The 21,842-nt window shown below is 39.3% G+C and carries 21 protein-coding genes and 1 pseudogene; 15 read left to right on the top strand and 7 right to left on the bottom strand.

The window, feature by feature from the left end:
- The 4 genes from HCJ55_RS12750 (at position 1) to HCJ55_RS12735 (ending at position 3,467) form a co-directional block, all read left to right on the top strand.
- A complete protein-coding gene (locus HCJ55_RS12750) occupies positions 1 to 855 on the top strand; it encodes a diguanylate cyclase domain-containing protein (protein WP_185518469.1) in 855 nt (284 codons plus the stop codon).
- Between the two features lie 60 nt (positions 856 to 915).
- Entirely contained in the window at positions 916 to 1,746 is an 831-nt protein-coding gene (locus HCJ55_RS12745) for a class I SAM-dependent methyltransferase (RefSeq protein ID WP_185518467.1), read from the top strand.
- Between the two features lie 77 nt (positions 1,747 to 1,823).
- Complete coding sequence (locus HCJ55_RS12740) at positions 1,824 to 2,093, top strand: ACT domain-containing protein (protein WP_008946962.1); 270 nt, start codon at positions 1,824 to 1,826, stop codon at positions 2,091 to 2,093.
- 18 nt (positions 2,094 to 2,111) lie between these two features.
- On the top strand, positions 2,112 to 3,467 hold the full coding sequence (locus tag HCJ55_RS12735; protein WP_039387087.1) for a PFL family protein: 1,356 nt from the start codon (positions 2,112 to 2,114) through the stop codon (positions 3,465 to 3,467).
- A 40-nt stretch (positions 3,468 to 3,507) separates the two neighbouring features.
- On the opposite strand, the gene HCJ55_RS12730 is transcribed toward HCJ55_RS12735, so the two are convergent.
- Positions 3,508 to 4,476 carry a LacI family DNA-binding transcriptional regulator gene (locus tag HCJ55_RS12730; RefSeq protein WP_185480663.1) on the bottom strand — a complete coding sequence of 323 codons (969 nt, stop codon included), beginning with the start codon at positions 4,474 to 4,476 and terminating at the stop codon, positions 3,508 to 3,510.
- Positions 4,477 to 4,647: 171 nt separating this feature from the next.
- Between HCJ55_RS12730 and HCJ55_RS12725 the strand changes: the two genes are divergently transcribed.
- The 3 genes from HCJ55_RS12725 (at position 4,648) to HCJ55_RS12715 (ending at position 8,494) form a co-directional block, all read left to right on the top strand.
- A complete protein-coding gene (locus HCJ55_RS12725) occupies positions 4,648 to 5,970 on the top strand; it encodes a 6-phospho-beta-glucosidase (protein WP_185518465.1) in 1,323 nt (440 codons plus the stop codon).
- A gap of 105 nt (positions 5,971 to 6,075) precedes the next feature.
- Positions 6,076 to 7,347: a Zn-dependent hydrolase gene (locus tag HCJ55_RS12720; RefSeq protein WP_185518463.1), complete on the top strand. Its 1,272-nt coding sequence runs from the start codon at positions 6,076 to 6,078 to the stop codon at positions 7,345 to 7,347.
- Positions 7,313 to 8,494: a M20 family metallopeptidase gene (locus tag HCJ55_RS12715; protein ID WP_185518461.1), complete on the top strand. Its 1,182-nt coding sequence runs from the start codon at positions 7,313 to 7,315 to the stop codon at positions 8,492 to 8,494. Before HCJ55_RS12720 ends, HCJ55_RS12715 begins: the two co-directional genes overlap by 35 nt.
- Positions 8,495 to 8,541: 47 nt before the next feature.
- Here the strand turns inward: HCJ55_RS12715 and HCJ55_RS12710 are convergent, their stop codons facing one another.
- Positions 8,542 to 9,558, bottom strand: coding sequence for a tagatose-bisphosphate aldolase (locus HCJ55_RS12710; protein WP_185506710.1), 1,017 nt, complete (start codon positions 9,556 to 9,558; stop codon positions 8,542 to 8,544).
- A gap of 237 nt (positions 9,559 to 9,795) precedes the next feature.
- Here HCJ55_RS12710 and HCJ55_RS12705 point away from each other — a divergent pair, with 237 nt between their 5' ends.
- The gene (locus HCJ55_RS12705) at positions 9,796 to 10,986 is read left to right on the top strand and encodes a serine hydrolase domain-containing protein (protein WP_185504441.1); all 1,191 of its coding nucleotides are present in this window, start codon (positions 9,796 to 9,798) and stop codon (positions 10,984 to 10,986) included.
- Between the two features lie 37 nt (positions 10,987 to 11,023).
- Here the strand turns inward: HCJ55_RS12705 and HCJ55_RS12700 are convergent, their stop codons facing one another.
- Both HCJ55_RS12700 and HCJ55_RS14040 read right to left on the bottom strand, forming a co-directional pair.
- Positions 11,024 to 11,944: an ABC transporter substrate-binding protein gene (locus HCJ55_RS12700; RefSeq protein ID WP_008946971.1), complete on the bottom strand. Its 921-nt coding sequence runs from the start codon at positions 11,942 to 11,944 to the stop codon at positions 11,024 to 11,026.
- A gap of 159 nt (positions 11,945 to 12,103) precedes the next feature.
- Positions 12,104 to 12,190, bottom strand: a pseudogene (locus tag HCJ55_RS14040) (PTS glucitol/sorbitol transporter subunit IIA); the annotation flags it as partial.
- 231 nt (positions 12,191 to 12,421) lie between these two features.
- Between HCJ55_RS14040 and HCJ55_RS12695 the strand changes: the two are divergent.
- The 5 genes from HCJ55_RS12695 to HCJ55_RS12675 all read left to right on the top strand — a co-directional run bounded on the left by HCJ55_RS12695 (position 12,422) and on the right by HCJ55_RS12675 (position 17,458).
- A complete protein-coding gene (locus HCJ55_RS12695) occupies positions 12,422 to 13,087 on the top strand; it encodes a cyclic nucleotide-binding domain-containing protein (protein ID WP_185503127.1) in 666 nt (221 codons plus the stop codon).
- A 17-nt stretch (positions 13,088 to 13,104) separates the two neighbouring features.
- On the top strand, positions 13,105 to 15,135 hold the full coding sequence (locus HCJ55_RS12690) for a leucine-rich repeat domain-containing protein (protein WP_185518459.1): 2,031 nt from the start codon (positions 13,105 to 13,107) through the stop codon (positions 15,133 to 15,135).
- 32 nt (positions 15,136 to 15,167) lie between these two features.
- On the top strand, positions 15,168 to 15,464 hold the full coding sequence (locus tag HCJ55_RS12685) for an EF2685/EF0750 family sortase-dependent surface protein (RefSeq protein WP_185518457.1): 297 nt from the start codon (positions 15,168 to 15,170) through the stop codon (positions 15,462 to 15,464).
- A 43-nt stretch (positions 15,465 to 15,507) separates the two neighbouring features.
- Positions 15,508 to 16,350 carry a WxL domain-containing protein gene (locus HCJ55_RS12680; RefSeq protein ID WP_185518455.1) on the top strand — a complete coding sequence of 281 codons (843 nt, stop codon included), beginning with the start codon at positions 15,508 to 15,510 and terminating at the stop codon, positions 16,348 to 16,350.
- Between the two features lie 79 nt (positions 16,351 to 16,429).
- Positions 16,430 to 17,458 (top strand): WxLIP family cell surface protein, encoded by a 1,029-nt coding sequence (locus HCJ55_RS12675; RefSeq protein ID WP_185518453.1) that lies wholly within the window; start codon positions 16,430 to 16,432, stop codon positions 17,456 to 17,458.
- Positions 17,459 to 17,517: 59 nt separating this feature from the next.
- Here the strand turns inward: HCJ55_RS12675 and cbpA are convergent, their stop codons facing one another.
- Positions 17,518 to 18,153: a cyclic di-AMP binding protein CbpA gene (gene cbpA / locus HCJ55_RS12670; protein WP_008946979.1), complete on the bottom strand. Its 636-nt coding sequence runs from the start codon at positions 18,151 to 18,153 to the stop codon at positions 17,518 to 17,520.
- 209 nt (positions 18,154 to 18,362) lie between these two features.
- Between cbpA and HCJ55_RS12665 the strand changes: the two genes are divergently transcribed.
- The gene (locus tag HCJ55_RS12665; protein WP_185518451.1) at positions 18,363 to 19,544 is read left to right on the top strand and encodes an iron-containing alcohol dehydrogenase; all 1,182 of its coding nucleotides are present in this window, start codon (positions 18,363 to 18,365) and stop codon (positions 19,542 to 19,544) included.
- A gap of 82 nt (positions 19,545 to 19,626) precedes the next feature.
- A complete protein-coding gene (locus HCJ55_RS12660) occupies positions 19,627 to 21,105 on the top strand; it encodes a peptide MFS transporter (protein WP_185504434.1) in 1,479 nt (492 codons plus the stop codon).
- Positions 21,106 to 21,181: 76 nt separating this feature from the next.
- Here the strand turns inward: HCJ55_RS12660 and HCJ55_RS12655 are convergent, their stop codons facing one another.
- Together HCJ55_RS12655 and HCJ55_RS12650 are read right to left on the bottom strand one after the other, a co-directional pair.
- Positions 21,182 to 21,589 (bottom strand): 2'-O-methyl transferase, encoded by a 408-nt coding sequence (locus tag HCJ55_RS12655; RefSeq protein ID WP_185504433.1) that lies wholly within the window; start codon positions 21,587 to 21,589, stop codon positions 21,182 to 21,184.
- 2 nt (positions 21,590 to 21,591) lie between these two features.
- Entirely contained in the window at positions 21,592 to 21,795 is a 204-nt protein-coding gene (locus HCJ55_RS12650; RefSeq protein WP_008946984.1) for a helix-turn-helix transcriptional regulator, read from the bottom strand.
- Between the last annotated feature and the right edge of the window lie 47 nt (positions 21,796 to 21,842).

Raw genomic sequence — 21,842 nt, 5'->3', positions numbered from 1 at the left:
ATGAAAAAAATGACGAATAACTTATTTGCAGATATCGGCTTTTTATTTTTCATCTTGCTTTGTTTCATCACGATTGGCTTTATGATTAATACGCCGGATGAATATTTGCGAAACATTATCTTTTTAAATATTACTTTTCTGCTTGTAATCATCACCTATTTTACGAATTTAACACTGGGCTTGATTTTAAATGTCCTCTACATTTTCATTTATGCGACTTACATTATTTATGAAATTGTGGCGAATCAAATTGCGTATGGCGTTGGCAGCTATTATTGGCTGATTATCACGCCACTTTTCACCGTAGCGAGTGCGATGTTTACAAGACATACGTCGCGGCTGCAAGAAGAAAATACGAAAATCAAGCAGCAAAATTTATATTTAGGAACGATTGATCAAGAAACGCTACTAAAAAATATCGTTTCTTTCCAAAATGATGAGCGGATTTTTTCCAGCATTTCGCGCCGTTACGATTTGCCGTTATCACTCATGGTTATTAAAGTACGACACTGGCGCGAGCTGAAACGGTTCCAAAGCGAAGAAGAAATGCGGTTGGCTCTGCAAGATATTTCGGCGATTTTAGAATCCTGTATTCGGACGAGTGATGTACTTTATTTGTTAGATAAGGATGATGCGACCTGGGGGCTCTTGCTTCTAACAGACGAACCGGGCGGGAAATTAGTTGCCGACCGAATTAAAAGCCGTATTGCTGAAGCCAACACCGAAGATTTCGCAGCGAAGTACCGAGTGAAACTAGAACTACGGATTGGAACAAGCCAATTTGATAGCGAAAAAGTGAAGACACCGCTTGATTTTATTGATTTAGCGACAAAAGAATTGGAATATGACGTGTGAAAATCAGAGTTACCTTCTATAATTAGAGGGTAACTTTACTTTTTTGATTGGGGGAGTACCATGAACTTAGAAGAAATAGTCGATTGTATGTTATTAAACGAAAATGACAAAGAAATTCAGCGGACGCAGACAGAGCATCGCATCAAACTGGTCGATTTTTGGCAAGTGGAAAAGGGGGACCGGGTGCTGGAAGTTGGCTGTGGGCAAGGCGATACGACCGCGGTACTTGCTAATGCAGTTGGGCAAGATGGTTTTGTTCAAGGAATTGATATTGCTCCTCGAACTTACGGTGCTCCATTTACGATTGGTGATGCGACCGATCATTTGAAAAAATCCCAGCTCGGTGCGCAAATTGATTTTAAACTAGGGACGGATATTTTAAAGGGCGATATTACTTTTCTAGAAAAAGCGTTTGATGTGGCGGTTTTATCGCATGCTTCGTGGTATTTCAGCTCCAAGGCAGAGTTAATCCAAATGCTCGTATTACTAAGCAAGTGGGCGAAACGGGTTTGCTACGCGGAATGGGATACGAGAATTACCGACGTGAAACAAACATCACACATGCTAGCCGTGCTAACCCAATCTTCCTACGAAGCATTCAAACAAGACACCCAGTCGAACATTCGAACGTTCATCACACCAATAGATATGCAAGAAATTATCCAATCCCAAAACTGGAAAATGGGCGCGGAAACAAGTATCTTCTCAGAAAAAATGCAAGATAGCCGTTGGGAAATTAGTTATGTAAAGGATTTTATCACGAATGAATTGGAAGCCGATTTAGGTTTGCCAGAAAAATTCAAAGCATTTTTACTTAGTCAAAGTAAATTAATTACACTTGAAAATAGCTTGCCAATGGCGTCATATTGCACTTCTTGGCGAGTAGAGTAATTTTGCTTTATTGTTCACAAGATTTAGACTTTTTATGCTATAATGGAACGTATTAACGAACTAAAGGAGTGTTGAATGTGAGAGCTGTACTTACTGTAATTGGAAAAGATAATGTGGGTATTATCGCGGGTGTTAGTAACAAACTAGCAGAATTGAACATCAATATTGTGGACGTATCTCAAACGATTATGGATGGATATTTTACGATGATGATGATGTGCGATATTAGCCAAATCACGAAAGAATTTGATGAAGTAAAAGCAGAATTAGCCGGTAAAGGCGAGGACCTCCAAGTAAAAATACATATTCAACGTGAAGAAATTTTCAACGCAATGCACAAACTTTAGGATGGAGGCGATTCTAGTATGGAAACAAATCAAATTTTAGAAACGATACGAATGATTGAAGAAGAAAAATTGGACATCCGGACGATTACAATGGGAATTTCTTTGCTAGATTGTATGGACGGCGACGGCGAAGTAGCTCGAAAGAAAATCTATCAAAAAATCGTTACCAAAGCGCGCAATTTAGTGGCTGTTGGTGAAGCGATTGAATCTGAGTTTGGCATTCCAATTATTAATAAACGAATTTCTGTCACACCGATTGCGATTATCGCTGGATCAAGTGCCGATACTGACTACGTAGAATTTGCCAAAACACTTGATGCCGCAGCAAAAGAAGTTGGCGTGAATTTTATTGGCGGCTATTCCGCACTTGTTCAAAAAGGTTATACGAAAGGCGACGAAATCCTGATTCGCTCGATTCCACAAGCACTCGCGCAAACAGAACGGGTTTGCTCATCGGTTAATGTCGGATCAACCCGAACCGGAATCAATATGGATGCTGTCCGCCAAATGGGCGAGGTAATCAAGGAAACTGCGGACTTAACAGCAGATACGCAAGGCCTAGGTTGCGCGAAACTCGTTGTATTTGCAAATGCAGTCGAGGATAACCCTTTTATGGCCGGGGCATTCCACGGTGTCGGTGAAGCGGACTGCGTTATCAATGTCGGCGTCAGTGGCCCAGGTGTGGTCAAACGCGCCATCGAAAAAGTAAAAGGCGAACCATTTGATATTGTTGCGGAAACAGTAAAACAAACAGCTTTCAAAATCACTAGAATGGGCCAACTTGTTGGTCAAGTCGCTTCCGAAAAACTCGGCGTTCCTTTTGGAATTGTTGATTTATCACTTGCGCCAACACCGGCGATTGGTGATTCGGTTGCGCACATTTTAGAAGAGATGGGGCTAGAAATGGTCGGAACTCACGGAACAACTGCCGCATTAGCCCTTTTAAATGATGCCGTGAAAAAAGGCGGGGTTATGGCTTGCGGACATGTTGGTGGTTTATCAGGCGCATTCATTCCTGTTTCTGAGGACGCTGGTATGATTGAAGCTGTGCAACAAGGTGCGCTCAATCTTGAAAAATTAGAGGCGATGACGGCAATTTGCTCGGTTGGTCTGGATATGATTGCCGTACCAGGCGATACCACTGCCGCAACATTAGCAGCGATGATTGCTGATGAGGCCGCAATTGGCGTGATTAACAATAAAACAACCGCGGTTCGAGTTATTCCAGCAAGCGGAACCAAAGTTGGCGACATGGTCGAATTCGGCGGCTTACTCGGAACGGCACCAGTAATGCCAGTAAACGGTAAATCTTCCGTTGATTTTATTGCCCGCGGTGGTCGGATCCCAGCACCAATCCATTCTTTCAAAAACTAACAAAAAAAGGTTTCCTCGCACATTCGGAGGAAACCTTTTATTATGTCGTTTTTCGTTCTACTAAATGAAAATCTAAATCGAGTAACGGCAAATTACTACCAAATAATTGGTTCATGATTAATGTAAAAGCATTTTCAGCTTGCAAATTTACTGGGTAGTGAATCGTCGTAATATCAAGCAAATGCGCCACTTCCATATTATCAAAACCACAAATCGCAAAATCTTCTGGCACACTATAACCAAGCCGCCTCGCTTCCGTCAACAGCCCAGCCGCAAAATAATCATTCGGTGTCAAAAAGGCATCAGGTTTATGCTCCGCTTCCGCAAACCAATGCGCAATTTTTTCCCCGTCTTGCCGAGAACCTTGCCCATAAAACTGTCTAAACTCATGCGGATCAAGCTCATAACGCGCACAAAAATCTTTAAAAGCAAGCATGCGACTTTGCGTATTGAGCCCAGTCGTATTGCCGTACACATTCACAAATTTCCGGTAACCTTTTGCATATAAATGCTCCAGTGCAAGTGTATATCCGTCGTATTGATTCATAAATACAGAAGGAATCTTTTCACTTTCGACACGTTGCCAAGTGACAATCGGGCCGTATTTTGTATAATGCTCAATCGTTTTCCAATCATTCGACCGAATCACCAGAACGAGCGCATCGATTTGTTTTTGGCGCAGCATTTCTAAGGCTTCCAGTTCTTTATCCGGATCAATCCGCGTCATAAACAACGTGACATTATAGCCATGCTCCTGCGCTATCATCGTAAAACTTTTTAAAAATACATTAAGAGAATCTGTAAAGCTAGGAATGACCATGCCAATTAATTTGGTTGCGCCTTTTTTCAATGACACAGCATTTATATTCGGAACGTAATCTAACTTGTCAATTATTGTCTGGACGCGTTTTCTCGTTTCATCACTTACATAGTCGCGATTATTAATTACTCGTGAAACTGTCGCCGATGAAACACCCGCCAGTTTCGCGATTTCTTGTATATTTGCCAATTGCAAAACACCTCGATTTCTCGTAGCTCTGTATTTAGTATACCAAAAAAGCCCGCCAAATAGTCAGTTTGGATAAATTAAAAATAAGTGCTTGACCTGTAATGCATTACATGAATTATGATGAACTAGAAGAAAAGAAAACGCTTTAAAATTCTAGGAGGTAAGTATATTATGAAAAAAGGTGTAAAAATCGTTACAATTGGTGGGGGTTCCAGTTACACACCAGAACTTGTTGAAGGATTTATTAAACGCTATCATGAACTTCCAATCAGAGAACTTTGGCTAGTAGATATTGAAGCTGGTCGTGAAAAATTAGAAATCGTTGGCAATATGGCAAAACGTATGGTCAAAGCAGCGAACATTGACTGCGAAGTACATTTAACACTCGACCGTCGTGAAGCTTTAAAAGATGCAGATTTTGTAACAACACAATTCCGCGTAGGTTTATTAGACGCTCGTATTAAAGATGAAAGAATTCCGCTTAGTCATGGCATTATCGGCCAAGAAACAAACGGTGCGGGTGGGATGTTTAAAGCATTCCGTACGATTCCAGTTATTCTTGGTATTGTAGAAGATATGCGCGAACTTTGCCCAGATGCTTGGTTAATCAACTTTACAAACCCAGCAGGTATGGTAACAGAAGCAGTTCTTCGTTACGGCAACTGGGATAAAGTTATCGGTCTTTGTAACGTGCCAATCGGAGCTGTGAAAAGTGCATCCGACGTTCTCAGCAAACCAGAAGAAGATTTATTCTTCAAATTTGCAGGAATCAACCACTTGCACTGGCACCGCGTATTCGACAAAGATGGCACCGAATTAACAGAAAAAGTTATCGACGGCCTTTACGCGCCAGATGCTAACCCAGGAAAAGTCGTTGAAAACATTAAAAACATGCGCTTCTTATATGAGCAAGTAAAACATCTAAAAATGCTTCCTTGCCCATACCACCGCTACTACTACATGACAGATGCAATGCTTGAAGAAGAACTTGCATCTTTCAAAAACGAAGGTACTCGCGGAGAAGTCGTGAAAAAACTAGAAGACAGCTTATTCGAATTATATAAAGATCCAAATCTTGATTACAAACCAGAAGAATTATCGAAACGCGGCGGCGCACATTATAGTGACGCAGCATGCGAAATCATCAACTCGATTTACAACAACAAAGGTACGGTAATGGTCGTATCAACACGTAACAATGGCGCAATTGATGATGTTCCTTACGATAGTGCAGTAGAAATCACAAGTGTCATTCGTGCGCACGGTGCGGAACCAATCAACTTTGGTAAATTCCCACCAGCACAACGCGGCTTACTACAAGTGATGAAATCCATGGAAGAATTAACTATCGAAGCAGCAGTGACAGGCGATTACGCAACTGCACTTCAAGCCTTCACTTCCAACCCACTCGTTCCAAGCGGCGACTTAGCCAAAACAATCCTAGATGAAATGCTAGAAGCGCACAAAGAGTTCTTACCACAATTCGCTAAATAATTCGCAAGTGATCCCTAGAAAATAGGGATCACTTTTTTTATGCAAGTTGTTTTAGCGAGCATTTTTTCAAGTTTCCTGTAAAATAGAGAAAAGGAGGTGTGCTTGATGCAAACAAATCTTGAAAGAATAAAAAGCCACATAGAGAATTTAGATAGATTTACAGCAACTCCGGGTCAGGGAACCACTCGCCTTACATATAGTAAAGAAGACCACGAGGCGCGCAACTATTTAAAACAAGAAATGGCCAAAGTAGGTCTAACTGTTTCGGAAGATGCGATTGGGAATATCTACGGACGATTAGAAGGCGAAAATCCAGATTTACCAGCAGTTATCGTCGGTTCTCATTTTGACTCCGTACCAAATGGAGGCGCTTTTGATGGACCAGCTGGCGTTATTACTGGCCTTGAAGTAGCTAGCGTTTTCCATGAACAACAAATTAAGCCACATTTTCCGCTCGAAATTATTGCAATGGTGGAAGAAGAAGGTTCTCGTTTCGGCGCAGGGCTCCTTGCCTCGCGAGCAATCACGGGCAAAGTAACAAAAGAAATGCTGCACGAAATGCAAGATATAGCTGGCGTTACAGCCGCGGAAGCCATGGCGAGTGTGGGTTTTGACGCAAACCAAGTACATACAGCGATTCGCACAAAAGAGTCTATCAAAGCATTTATCGAACTGCATATCGAACAAGGTCCCATCCTCGAAAACGCCAATGAAGATGTAGCGCTAGTCGATACAGTAGTTGGTTTAACACAAATCAAAGTAACCGTAAAAGGGCAAGCCGGCCATGCAGGCACAACCCCAATGCTTGACCGAAAAGATGCGCTAGTTTCAGCTGTCGAAATTTTAGGGCAATTGCCAGAACTCGCTATTCATGAAGGCGGCGGAACCGTGCTAACTATCGGCAAACTAAACGTTTATCCAAATGGCGCAAATGTTATTCCAGATAAAGTCGTTTTCACTGTAGATATCCGCGCAAAAGACGAAATTCACGTCCAAAATACATTAACAAAAACGAAGGAAATTATCCAAGCTGCCGAAAAAAATGGCATTACTTGCGAAATAGAAGATATGATTTACCAGCAACCAACCCATTTATCAAAAGAAATTCACCAAGCCTTGACCGAAAGTGCTGACCAACTCGGCTTTAAATACCGGACAATGGTTAGCGGGGCCGGACACGACGCGATGATTTTCGCCAGTTTAACCGAAGTGGGTCTGATTTTTGTCCCTAGCCATAACGGCATAAGCCATGCCCCAGAAGAATGGACCGATTACGACAAGCTCCAAAAAGGAATCGAAGTTGTACTGGAAACAGTAAAAAAATGGACGGAGGAAAGCGCGAATGAATCAGAAAATAAAACAAGTAGTTTTAAATAATGAAACCGAAATGATAGCCTTCCGCCGTGATTTGCATATGCATCCCGAACTCCAATGGCAAGAATTTCGCACAACCGATCAAGTTGCTAAAGAATTAGATAAACTGGGCATTCCGTATCGGCGCACTGAACCGACCGGATTAATCGCAGAACTCAAAGGCGGGAAACCCGGGAAAACAGTCGCTTTACGAGCGGATATGGACGCACTCCCAGTCCAAGAGCTAAACCAAGACCTTCCATATAAATCCACAGAAGATGGCAAAATGCACGCCTGTGGTCACGATGCCCACACGGCTATGTTATTAACCGCGGCGAAAGCACTCGTGGAAGTAAAAGACGAGCTACCCGGAACGGTGCGCTTCATTTTCCAACCGTCAGAAGAAATTGCCGAGGGCGCCAAAGAAATGATTGCCCAAGGAGCAATGGAAGGCGTGGACCACGTGTTTGGAATTCATATCTGGTCCCAAACTCCAAGCGGGAAGATATCTTGCGTAGTTGGCTCTACATTCGCCTCCGCAGATATTATCCAAATCGATTTCAAAGGCCAAGGAGGTCACGGAGCAATGCCGCATGACACAATCGATGCGGCCGTTATCGCTTCCTCTTTCGTCATGAATCTCCAAGCCATCGTAGCACGCGAAACAGACCCACTCGATCCAGTCGTTGTAACAATCGGCAAAATGGACGTCGGTACTCGCTACAACGTTATCGCTGAAAATGCTCGTTTAGAAGGAACGCTTCGTTGTTTCAACAACACAACGCGCGCCAAAGTTGCAAAATCAATCGAACACTACGCCAAACAAACCGCCGCTATCTATGGTGGTACAGCTGAAATGATTTACAAACAAGGCACACAACCAGTAATCAACGACGAAAAAAGCGCCTTACTCGTCCAAAAAACAATCACGGAATCATTCGGCGAAGAGATGCTTTACTTTGAACGCCCAACAACCGGCGGGGAAGATTTCAGCTATTTCCAAGACGAAGCTCCCGGCAGTTTTGCACTCGTTGGCTGTGGCAATCCAGAAAAAGACACAGAATGGGCGCACCATCACGGCCGATTTAATATCGACGAAAGTGTCATGAAAAATGGCGCCGAGCTATACGCCCAGTTTGCCTATAACTATTTAAACCAAGCTGAAATATAACAAAAAAAGCCTCCAGCTAATTAAATTAACTGGAGGCTTTTTGAATACTATTGTTTTTCTACTACATGTACATCTTCGAAAGAACCATATTTTGTCCACCAAGGAACGGCACCTTCAGCAAGTAATTTATCAAGCGAAGTAATGTTTTCTTTCCCTTGTGTACGAAGCCATTCGCGTAAAGCGTCATCGCCTTGTTTACCATACACTTCAATACCATCAGCCCAAGTTGCACGCCCACAAAGAACGCCGCTGTATTGCACGTTATGTTGGTTAGCAAATTGAATGGTTTTGTGGAACATTTCAGAAGTTACACCAGCACTTAGATAAATAAATGGAAGTGGGCTTAAATCGGAGCACTCTTCAAAATGACGAGCTGCTTCATCTTGCGTATAAGCGACTTCACCTTCCGCAAAACCTTCCACATATTTAAAATTAACCGGAACTTCAAGTTTAAGTACATCTACACCATAACGAGGTTTAGAGAATTCTTTAATAGAAGCTTTTACTTTCGCTGGTTTCAATTTAGCATATTCTAATGAACCAGAATCAGTAACTTTTGCATCATAAGTAATGGGCTCTAAGAAAAATGGAATATCAACTGCGCGACATTCTGCACCAATTCTTTCTAAAAAGGCATATTTGATTTCATTAATTTCAGCTGGCTCATCTGGATCATAATAAACTAGAATTTTAACAGCATCTCCGCCATTTTCTTTAATACGAAGTGCTGATAAATCTTCAATTAAATCAGGAAGTTTACCAGGAGTAGTTGCGTCATAGCCGGTTTTTTCATAAGAAGTTAAAAGTCCGCTACCTTCGTGGCGAGCTTTGATTGCTGGAGTACCATATTCTAAATCAAGCAAAATAGCAGAAGCATAAGGAGTTAATTCTTCAGAAACAAGTTGCTTGAAGTCTTCCACGTCCTTTTTATTTTCCGTTCCTTTTGCTTGTTGAATCATTTTTTTGAGTGAGCCACGTTGGTCAATGGCAAGCGCTGCAATAACACCTTTTTCGTTGGAGAGTCTTTGTAAACCATCAAATTTACCTTTTGTAATTTGTACCATTTTTATCTAGTCTCCTTTATAGCAATTTGTTGTTGCTTTAATCAATTTATCCTTCCTTATTATACCACTGAATAATTTTTTTAAAACATAGGTACATTTCCGTATTGATTTATCACGAAGAATAATTTACGATATATGTGGAGTGTTAGGTATTATTAGAAGTTCGGGATAATTTCTACTAATACATTCTCTTTTGGGAAAGTCATTTAACGATTAGACTAGACCAGGAGTGATGAAATGAATCGACGCGAAAGACGTAAACAAAAAAGACGCAAGAACTTGATTATCGTGTTGAGTACTGTATTTCTACTGTTTATTGCCACTAGCTGGATGATATTTGAATTTAAAAGTAAACAACAGCAAACAGTATCCTCACCAACTAAGAAGAAAGCAGCAACTACCGCAAAGCCACCAGAAGACTCAGGGACCAAAAAAGAAGAAACTAAAGAACCAGAGCCAGCAGAAGAAAAACCAAAAGAAACGATTGTAAAAAATCAAGAAATTGATGACTATTTACAAAAAATCGGATTTAGTGGTTCAGCACTTGTTGTTCGCGACGGAGAAATTATCATACAAAAGGGGTACTTGTATGCCAATCGTGATGAAGAAGTATTGAACACACCAGATACGTTGTTCTATATTGGTTCATCTCAAAAGGCGATAATAGCAACAGCTCTTTTACAATTAGAAGAAAAAGGTAAAATAAATACGAATGATCCAATTTCGAAGTATTTACCTGGTTTTCCTAATGGTAATAAGATTTTAGTTAAGAACTTTTTAAACCATACATCTGGGATTGTCGGGCGTCCGAAATTAACCAGCAATATGACGCCGGATCAATTGATTCAAGCTATTGAGAAGAGGGGAATTAAATCACAACCTGGGAAATGGGATTATATGGATGCTAATTACACTGTGGTTGGTTATCTTGTAGAAAAAGTTAGTGGAAAACCACTGGCAACCTATTTACAAGAAAATATTTTTGACCCAGCAGGTATGAAGCACACTGGATACTTACAGAAAGATGTCGATGGGGGCAAAAACGTATCAATAGGATACAAAATTGACGACAACGGAATTTTCCAAAGTCCAAAACTTGTAGACTTATCGCAATTATACGGATCAGGGGATATTAGTATGAATGCAACGGATTTGTATTTATTTGACAAAGCATTAATGGATAAAAAATTAATTTCAGAAGCAAGTTTGAAGAAAATGTTCACACCAGGTAGTAAGTCAACTTATGGAATGGGATTCTATGTGGATCCAGGGAGTTATAATAGTCACGGGGTAGTAACCGGATGGGATGTGTCTAACAGTGTTAGCCACACCGGCAGAACTTACGTTGTTTTATTCTCCAACGTCCAAAATCATATTGCTTCCTTTGGTAAAGTGAATAACGACATTTATGGTTTTCTAAATAAATAAAAAAACTCGATTCTGCTGACAGAATCGAGTTTTTTTATTATTTACCAGTAATTTGTTTTACAGCATCTTGCATTTGATATAGTTGGGCAGCGGCACTATAGTCGCTCCATTTAGTATTATCAACTTTGTATACTTGGTTTTTCTTCACAGCTGGAATATCTTTCCAAACGCCTTTAAGCATTTCATCCACAGAATCTGTGTTGCCATCAGCTGGCATTAAAATAAATAGACGATCCGCGCCTGCTGCATACTCAGGAATTGCTTCACTAGAAATAGCTTTCGTTTCTTTGTTTGCTTTTGCGGCATCGGTCGGTGTGAAACCTGCACCGGAGTATAGTCCATCAAAAACTTTTGCATCGTGAACATAGATTTCTTTACCATAAAATTGGATAACTGCCGCTTTTTCGTTTTCCACGCCAGCATCTTTTAATGTTGCTTTAGCTTCTTTGGAACTTGCTGCGTAATCTTTGTCCCATTTTTCTTTTTCAGCTTTTTTATTTAAAAGATCTGCAATGTTAGAAAGTTGTTTGTCAGGAGTATCACCAAAATGCGTGATATAAACAGGAGCAACTTTTTCTAAATTCTCTAAAAGGTCTTTTTGGTAATCACTAATAATAATTAAATCTGGGTTTAAATTAGCAATTTTTTCAATGCTAGGTTTGTCATTACCAACACTTTCTGTCCCTTTTGTTGCTTCAGGATATGTAGTGATGTAATAATCTGTTGTTCCAACTGGTTTAACGCCTAGAATTTCCATTTCACTTACGTTTTGAAGTGCGACGATTTTTTTCGGTGTTGTTGGAACTTGTATTTTACGATCCATTGTATCAGTTATCGTTTTTGTTGCGTCTTCCTTATTTTTGCTCGCGTCTTTATCCGAAGAATTGCCACAAGCCGTTAAAACTACCGCTAAAAGTACAGTCATTAGAATAGTAGCCCATTTATGCTTTTGAAACATTGTGTATTTCCTCCCTAATTGAAAATGATTTTCATTATCGTTACAAAAGTAATTATATCGAAAACGGGAAAGAATGACAAGGTGAAATATCACACAAAATGATTTTTATTATTCAAACGGCCAATTGTGAAAGGCGGACAAGAACAGAAATCTTCTGCCTGTATAAGCGTGCTCACCGATGTGGAACTTGTTCCCTGTGGTAAGAGCATTATTTGGCGTATCTTGAAATTCGTGAATGACCGATATTGCTTCTTTAAAAGCAGGGGGGATATTTATTTGTGACAAAAAAACAAACAAGATTTTTACTTATTTACGAGGAATTTAGCATGGGATTTCCAAGATTTGCTGTTAGAAAGCCTATTTTTCCATCTCTATAGAGAATATTGGTAATCGCACACATGGTAACATAAGTTGAGTTCTCGCCAAGCTTAACCGCGTATTGCTTACTAAATTATTCTAGAAGAGGAGTGGATTTTAGTGGAAGAATTATTTACATATAAAGAATTTATTAACATGATGCAAAAATATGGGATTAGGCATACAAAACGTAAATTAAGACGTGGCGAAAATTTAATGGACAATTCTTCTAAGCTGAGTAATGTTGTTTTATTAATAGATGGTTATATAAGCAGTTACACATGTGAAGCTCCTGAAAAACTCTTGTCTATTTTTGAGCCAGGTATTTTTCTAAGCTATTCCATTTTAGAAGACGCGCCACAAGTTGTAACGAATATCGCTCTCTCAGATAGTTGTGAAGTGTATGAGTATAAGAAAGAAGATGTCGAATATGCATTAACGCTATTTCCGGAAAATTTTGGATTTCAATATTTTTTTCTAAAGAGAATTGGGCGCCATTTGTATTATAGGGCGTTACTTAATAGTAAGGAACACAAGGAAAAACTATATTATGCGATGAAATATTTGGGAGAACTCATTGGGAAAACGGATAAAAATGGAAACATTACCTTACCGCCAGAAGTGACGTTAAAAGTGTTAATTGAATACAGTACATTATCGAAAGCGGCTTTTTACCGGCAACGTATCCGCTTATTAGAACAAGAAATTTTAAAACCATATAAAAAAACATTTATCGTACAGAAAAAGGTAGCAAGTCACTATGAAAACCAGCTAACTAGCATTTAAAAGGAGACATAAAAACAATGAAAATCAATTGGAAAATAGTTCTGCTTTTTGTTTTAATTTTAGCGCTTATCGCTCCGGTTTATTCGAGGGCTATGGAAACGGAAAAAGAGCTACCTAAGAGTTCGGAACTATTAGATGATGCGAAGAAAAAGGCGCCCACGTTAAAAAGCGTAAATGCACCTAAAAATTTGAAAGCTAGCCCACTAACAATTCCAGCAAATAGCACGATAGCAGATTTGTTTCCCGATGAAGGGATGGCAAAAACTATCGCAAACCAACTAGCAAGAGTAGAAAATAACAATTTTCAAACACCTACTAAAACGGATTGGAAAGTGGATGATGTTGTTACTGAAGTGGAGTTAAATAAAATAGTCTTCTTAACTTCAGTTGCTACTATAGGAAGTATCGAAGGCATTCAATATTTACCTAATCTTTACGATGTACGGTTATATAGTAATAAACAATGTAAGGATTTATCTCCTTTTTTAAAGGCACCAAATGGATACTCACAGTTATATCGGTTAGCTATTAATAATGGTAATATTTCAGATATTTCACCTCTTACTGAACTGAGTACACCAACGCTTAAGTATATAGACTTAGGAGGTAATAACATTTCTGATTTATCCCTTTTTCCAAAGCTGCCTAATAAATTACCTAATTTAGAAGAAATATCTTTGGAAAGAAATAATATATCAGATGTTTCGCCACTTGCTAAATTTGCGAGTACTAAAATAAAGATATTTAATTTGGATGAGAATCATATTACTGATTTATCTAGCCTTACAAATAACAAAATGCCTAATTTACAGCGATTATATGTTCGATACGAAACAGTAGATATGGAACCGGTAGTTACTTCTAGTAAGTATGAATTTTCTATACAGCCATCTATTTTCGGAACAACCAAGCCAGTTAAAATAACTGCTACTAGCCCCAAAGCAACTATTGATCCTATTACTTCTAAAATTACATATTCAGCAGAAGAAATGGCTAAAAAACCGTTTTATTACTCTCCTTTGTCTCCAGGAGTTACCTATTCGTGGGACGAGGCTTTTCCGTTAAATGGTAGCAATAGCATAGTGGACTACAGGGGTAAGATTTTTCAGCCATTAACTTATATTGGCCCACCACAAGTTGTGTCTTACAATTCAGGCCTTACTTATGAGATAGGTACATCACTTACGGAACAACAATTTCTAAACGATGTCAATTTGATAACAGATCAACCAACAACAATTACAAGCGATTTTGATGTGAAACTAAAGAATCTAAACACTGTAGGTATTTACTGGGTTGCTGTCAAAGCTTCTAATATTGAAGGAAATGCGGAGGCCAATATTATGGTAACGATTAAGTATAAGCCACCAGTCATAACCGCAGATGCAGAATACACCTATTTAGTAGGAGATAAAGTAAATGCTACTCAATTTCGAGCAGATGTAAATGCAACTTTGACAGGTGAAGGAACACTAAGAGATGACTTTATATATAAAGTAAGACTTAATACGGCGGGAGATTATGTTGTAACTCTTTCTTCGCCTAAAAGTGGATACTATGAGCAAGATGCAGTACCTATTACAGTCATTGTTCACGTAAAAGAACTTTTGGAATTGCAAATCCCAGATGAATTTCGAATGGATATAGACGCAAATGCAGACTCTGTGCCAATTTCAGATAAGAAACAAACGCTTAAATGCTATGGTTCGTCTGGTAAGGCCGAGTTAGAGGTGATAGATAGACGAACTGTGCGACAAGGATGGACGATAACCGGAGCGATGACACCATTTACCAATAGCGGCGGCGATATACTACAAACCTCGCTAAAATATCAAAGCAAATCGCCTTCCAGCAGTCCGATTTATTTAAATACGACGAATCAACCTATCGAAAAGAAACAATCAGCTGTGACAGACCCGAAATATGATTCCACCATCGTCAATCTGGAGGACAGTTTAACCATGGAAATAGAGCCAAATGATGCGCTAGTGAACGATTCCTATGAGTCGAAAATCACCTGGACACTAGAAGATGCGCCTCGACCATAATCAGCTACAACAAACAAAAGGAGCTATCTAAATTGAAAAAAATGGGATTCATTTTAATCTGTTGTTTATTTGTGTGCGCCTCGCCGTTTTATGTAAAAGCGAATACGGATAAGGCGACAAGTAAAGCGGGAGTGATTTTCACGCATGACCCCCGAAAACCAAAAACTGGAACAGATGACAGAAGCGGCACTTTTCCGACCAAAGTTCCTCCAAAAAGACTGCCGAAAACAGGAGATACAGCTGATTTTTATCTTGTTTTACTAGGGTTTGGTTTCATTTTAATTGCGAAAAAAGGCTATTTTAAGGAGGTGAGGAAAGAAATTCGGTGAAACAGAACGACAAAAAAAGGATAACAGAAAGAGGAGAATAATAATGACAAGTAGAACAGTAAAAGTAACAACAGCGAGTTTATTAGCACTAGGATTGATTGTGGCACCAGTACTTTCTGGAGATTTTGCTTCAGCTGCCACTTCCGTAACGAAAGATTCAAAAGGGATTGTAAAATTTGATAAAAGCACCACACCAGATCCGACTCCAGTAAACCCAGATCCAGTTGATCCAGACCCAGTTATTCCAGATCCAACTGATCCGCCAGTAGGTTCCGACGGGCTTTGGATTTTAGCGGTATCTGATTGGGATTTTGGTACACATAACGTATCTAGCTTATCTTCTGGCGCATTAAATGTTCATGCAGCAGATGATACGATTTCTACTTATGTAGATACAAATGGTAACGGACAACAAGATTTACCAGGAGAAGTTTCTGTATCTAAAAAAGTAACACCTTATGCGCAAATTAGCGATGTTCGTGGTACCAATACAGGATGGACTCTTTCCGTGACAGGTAGCGAATTCAAAGATGCTTCCACACCAGCAAAAACAATCCCAGGCGCAGAGCTTACAATTCCGAAATCAACTGTTGGCTCGGCGACTTCCACCGCACAAGCACCAACAGGATATGATAGCGTAACGATTTCTATGACTGGCGGAGCAGCAGTTCCGGTAATGGCAGCCAAAGATAACCAAACAGCTACACCAACGAACTTTAATGATGATGAAGGAATGGGGACATGGACAGATAGCTTTGGTTCTGCAGCAAGTTCTGCAACAGATACGTCTAAACCTAAATTATCTATTCCACAAAATGTTGTAGTAGCTGACGGAACTTACGAAAGTACATTAACTTGGACTTTAAGCGATACACCAGGAGTTTAACATTTTTCAAAAAGAGAAAACTTCATTAGTTAATGTTGTTTTCTCTTTTTACATTGAGCAACTAGGAGGAAAAAGTGACTTGAAAAAAATATGCGCAATCATCTTCGCTTGTACACTCGCGATACTTTGTTTTCCAGGTCAGCAGGTAGATGCAACTGAAAATAGTAGTTTTTCCGTAAAAGCAATTCTTCCTGATAATCAGGCATCGAGTGTGACCTATTTCGATTTACAAATGAAACCAAAGCAGAAACAAACATTAAAAGTGGAAATCACCAATCATAGTAAGAAAGAAATCACGGTTAATTGCGTTGCCAACACGGCTATTACCAATGAGATGGGCTACGTCGATTACTCCATACCAAACACGAAGCCAGACAAAACATTAAAATATCCCTTTGCGGATATAGCGAAAGAAAGTGCCTCCGAGGTGACACTTGAACCAAACGAAACCAAAACATGGACGGCCACGATTCAAATGCCCGCTGAAAATTATGACGGTATTATTTTAGGCGGATTACATTTTAAGGAAAAGAAAGCCGAAGACAAAGAGAAAGATGCCGATAAAAACGATGTTCAAATTAAAAATGAATATGCCTACGTAATCGGTGTGAAATTAACTGAAAAAACTACCGTCGTAAAGCCAGAGCTAGAATTGAATCAAATTAAACCAGCAACACGAAATTACCGCAATGTAGTAGAAATGAATTTGCAAAATACAAAAGCGACCTTAGTTGGTGGACTGGCCGTGGATGCCAAAATATATAAACAAGGCAGCGAGGAAGTATTGCATGAAGCTAAACGAACAGATTTATCGATGGCGCCAAACTCCAATTTTAACTACAGTGTAGACTGGGAAAACCAAGAGTTAAAACCGGGAAAATATAAGTTGCATTTAGTCGCTAGAAACGCGGATGATAAATGGGAGTGGACGGAAGAGTTCACTATTACTTCGGATGAAGCAAAAAAAGCCAACAAAGTAGCATTAGGACTAGAGAAGGACTACACATGGATGTATATTACAGGTGGCGTTCTATTGCTCTTACTGATTCTTACTGCAACATACTTTATTGGAAGACGAACAGCAAAGAAAAATCAGGATACCGAATAAATATGCACAAAAAAACAGCTTGGAAATGAAGGGCTTATCCTTATTTCCAAGCTGTTTCATTATTTCTTGATTTTCTCCGTTTCAACAACACGAAGCCCTTTACGTTCTAAGTGGGTGATAATTTCGTTTTTCGTGTCTTCTGTTACGCCAACTGGCAAGGAAACAAGTACGCGGCGAATGAAGTCTTCTGTTTGATTATCTAGTGTAATCAAACTCGCGATGCTCGAGTAACGGTCGATGATTTTGGTGATTTTTGTTAAGGCACCTTGAACTTCACCTGTTGCAATAGTAAGAACATAGCTAGTCGTTTGGACATTCCAGCCGTCTTGTAGCAAACCAAGTAATTTTCCGTGCGTTAAAATACCATAAAAGTTACCTTGTTCATTTAGAACCGCAATATATGGTAGCTCTTTAATTGTAAAAAAGACTTCAAAGAAAGATGCATTGACACAAATATGTTTCGTTGCATTTTTGATTAGGCTCATTACAGGATCGCTAAGGCTTCCACCGTTAGCCGCATGTTTGTAAATATGCATTTTATAAATATTACCTAAGAATTTTTCACCTTTTTCGTCTAATACAGGAACACAGCGATAACCAGATTCTTCTAGTAAATGGATAGCCTCTTGTAACGTAGCATCTCCAGGGACGGTTGTTAAATTTATTTTAGGGATACAAAGGTTTTTTATCAACATGTTCTTCACTCCATTCTTCTTCCCTTTCATTTTAACGTAAAGTAGGACTTTTGTATAGAAAATCACTGTTATCTGGTGCGATAATTCGGAAAAAATGCGATTATTTACTTATATAAATGGAAACTTTTGGCATAAGGTTTAAATTTTATAGAAAAAGTGTATTATTAACTATGCTATGTAAATTTGTAAACAGAAAGAAGGACGTTTAAATGCAAAAAGAAATGTTGAACTTTGATTATTATAATCCTACTCATATTATTTTTGGTAAAAATCGTTTAGAAGAATTAAATCAAGTAATTCCGCAAGATAAAAAAGTATTGATTTTATACGGCGGCGGAAGTGTGAAAAGATTCGGGACACTTGATAAAGTAAAAGAAGTTCTTAAATCACGAGAAGTTGGCGAATTTGGTGGTATTGAAGCCAACCCTACATACGAAACATTAATCAAAGCAATCAAATTAGTAAAAGAAGAAAACTACGACTTTTTACTTGCGGTTGGTGGCGGCTCTGTTATTGATGGCACAAAATTTGTTGCAGCTGGCGCGTTATTTGACGGCGAACCAATGGATATTTTTGGTAGCGGCATCGGCGAAAAACGTCCGATTACAAAGGCGCTTCCGTTTGGGACAGTACTAACTCTTCCTGCAACGGGCTCTGAAATGAATAGCGGCGGAGTAATCACTTTTGTAGAGAAGAAAGCGAAACTTGGCTTCGGTAGCGCTTATACGTACCCAGTTTTCTCTTTGCTTGATCCAGAACTTACGTACACACTGCCAAAACGTCAACTAGCAAACGGCATTATGGATGCATATGTGCATGTCATGGAACAATATATGACTTATCCAGTAGGCGCGTTACTACAAGATCGTTATGCCGAAAGCTTGCTACAAACTTTAATCGAAATTGGTCCAGCCGTGATTGAAGAAGATAATCATGATTACAATACGCGTGCTACTTTTATGTGGTCTGCTACCAATGCGCTTAATGGGACGTTATCAAGAGGTGTTCCGCAAGACTGGGCGAGCCACAGTTTAGGTCACGAAATTACAGCGCTTTATGGGATTGATCATGCCCGCACTTTAGCCATTGTTCTGCCAGCCCTTTTAAATGTTCGTCGCAGTGAAAAGCATGATAAATTAGTGCAATATGCGGAACGAGTATGGGGAATTACGAGTGGTAATGATGAAGAAAAAATAGATGCAGCGATTCTGAAAACACGTGAGTTCTTTGAAAGTTTAGGGGCTGGGACTAGATTTAGTGATTATGGACTTGGCGATGAAGTTGTAGACCTTCTTGTCGATCAACTGGAACGTCACGGTTTAACGAATATTTCAGAGCGTGGCAATCAAACTTTAGAAGTATCTCGTCAAATTTATACAAATGCTTTATAATGGATAACGAAACTTTTGCGTAAATCATAGAGAAGAAATTTGCTAACTTGAATAAAAAACAAAAGAAAGAAGGCGAATTTTCTTGAGTACCAAGAAGGAAAAAACATTTTTCGGGCACCCGCGTGGCCTGGCAACATTATTTAATACCGAATTTTGGGAGCGATTCTCCTATTACGGAATGCGCGCGTTATTACTTTACTATATGTATACTGCGGTATCAGATGGTGGACTTGGATTTAGCCAATCAACAGCAACGGCGATTATGTCTATCTATGGTTCACTAGTATTTATGTCAGGCGTCATTGGCGGCTGGTTTGCTGACCGTGTCTTGGGGGCGCGTCAAACCATCTTTTACGGTGGCGTACTGATTATGGTTGGTCATATTGTTCTAGCAATACCAAGTGGTGGAGCAGCGGCACTATTTGGATCGATGGCGTTTATTATTCTCGGAACTGGTCTACTTAAACCGAACGTTTCTAATGTCGTTGGGGATTTATATCCAGCAGGAGATAATCGTCGCGATGCTGGCTTTAGTATCTTTTACATGGGGATTAACTTAGGTGCATTTATTGCTCCACCAATCGTTTCGGCTGTTTCTGATAACGCTGGAAGTTACCATGCTGGTTTTGGTGTGGCAGCAGTCGGTATGGCAATTGCACTCGTTGTTTATGTTCTAACAGGAAAACGTTACTTAAAAGATGCTGGCAAAAAAGCGCCAAATCCGCTTCAAAGATCTGAAGCAAAAAGTCTAACATTCAAAATAATTGGCATTGTTTTAGGAATAGGGTTATTAATTGCTGTCTTGCGTTTGATTACAGGCAGCTTAACAATTGATACGATTATTCTTGCTGTAACGGTGATGGGCGTAGGGGTTCCACTCTTTTACTTTATTATGATGATGACTAGCAAGAAAACAGAAGCGGACGAAAAATCACGCTTGACTGCATACATACCGTTATTTTTAGTCGCAGTATTATTTTGGATGATTGAAGAACAAGGCTCGTCAACATTGGCACTTTTCGCGGCAGAAAGAACGGATTTATCTATTTGGGGTATGAACTTAAATCCGGCTAATTTCCAGTCGCTTAATCCAGTATTTGTCATTACGCTTTCACCAATTTTCGCATGGATTTGGACGAAACTAGGAGACAGACAACCATCTACACCACGTAAATTTGCACTCGGACTATTCTTCGCAGGTTTATCATTCGTTGTTATGATGCTTCCAGGTATTTTGCACGGAAATACGACAACACTTGTAAGCCCGCTTTGGTTAGTACTAAGTTTCTTCATCTGTATTTTCGGGGAAATGTTTATCTCACCAGTTGGCTTATCCGCAACAACCAAACTAGCACCAAAAGCATTTGCCTCTCAAACAATGAGCTTATGGTTCTTGTCAGATGCGATGGGCCAATCATTCAACGCCCAATTAACACAATACTTTAATGCTGATACAGAAATTGCTTACTTCGGAATCACAGGCTTCGTAGCAATAGCCTTTGCAATAGCATTATTCATTATCGCACCATTCTTGAAAAAGTATATGAAGGGCGTTCATTAAAAGAAATTAAAAACACTTTCTCGATTTTGGAGGAAGTGTTTTTTGAGGTTAAGTTTCCTTTTTGATTAGGGAGATTTCAGAGCTTTCTTCTTATAACTTCAATTGCCACCAGGTATACAATACTAATGATAAGGAATATGGTTGCAATGTTACTTAAGGATAGTTGTTTCACGTCGATAATGCTTGCAAATCCAAGTATAATTGGAATAAATACCCCCAAGGAAATGACGAAATAATAAGAAAATATATTTCTGTTTTTTAGATATCTTTCATCTTTTTCCACTTTATCCTCTTCAAATTGTTTCTTGATAGTATTTTTACTCCCGAAAACAGTTAGGCTCACCACAATAACTCCAATTAGCATAAATTCTAAAAAATTGGTAGTTTCAAATGGCTTTTCGCCCTTGATTATGGCTAGTATTGAAACCACATATATCATGAGCAACAGGGTAATAATAATTCTATTTATAGTATATTTTTTCATTGTCATTCTCCCTCTAAGTTAAAGATTTCTTCAACCGATAAATGAAAGTATTTGGCTATCTTCAAGCTCAGTTCTAGACTAGGATTATATTTACCTTTTTCAATCGCGTGTATTGTTTGTCGAGATACTTCTAACGCTTTAGCTAATTCATTTTGAGCGATATCTCGTTCTTCTCTTAAATTTTTAAGCTTATTTGTCACGATCATTAAATCACCACCAAATAAAGATATCTTTACTTAGATTATATAATAAA

The organism is Listeria marthii, assembly GCF_014227425.1.
Classification (GTDB): domain Bacteria; phylum Bacillota; class Bacilli; order Lactobacillales; family Listeriaceae; genus Listeria; species Listeria marthii.
This window is presented reverse-complemented; position numbering and strand designations above follow the sequence as displayed.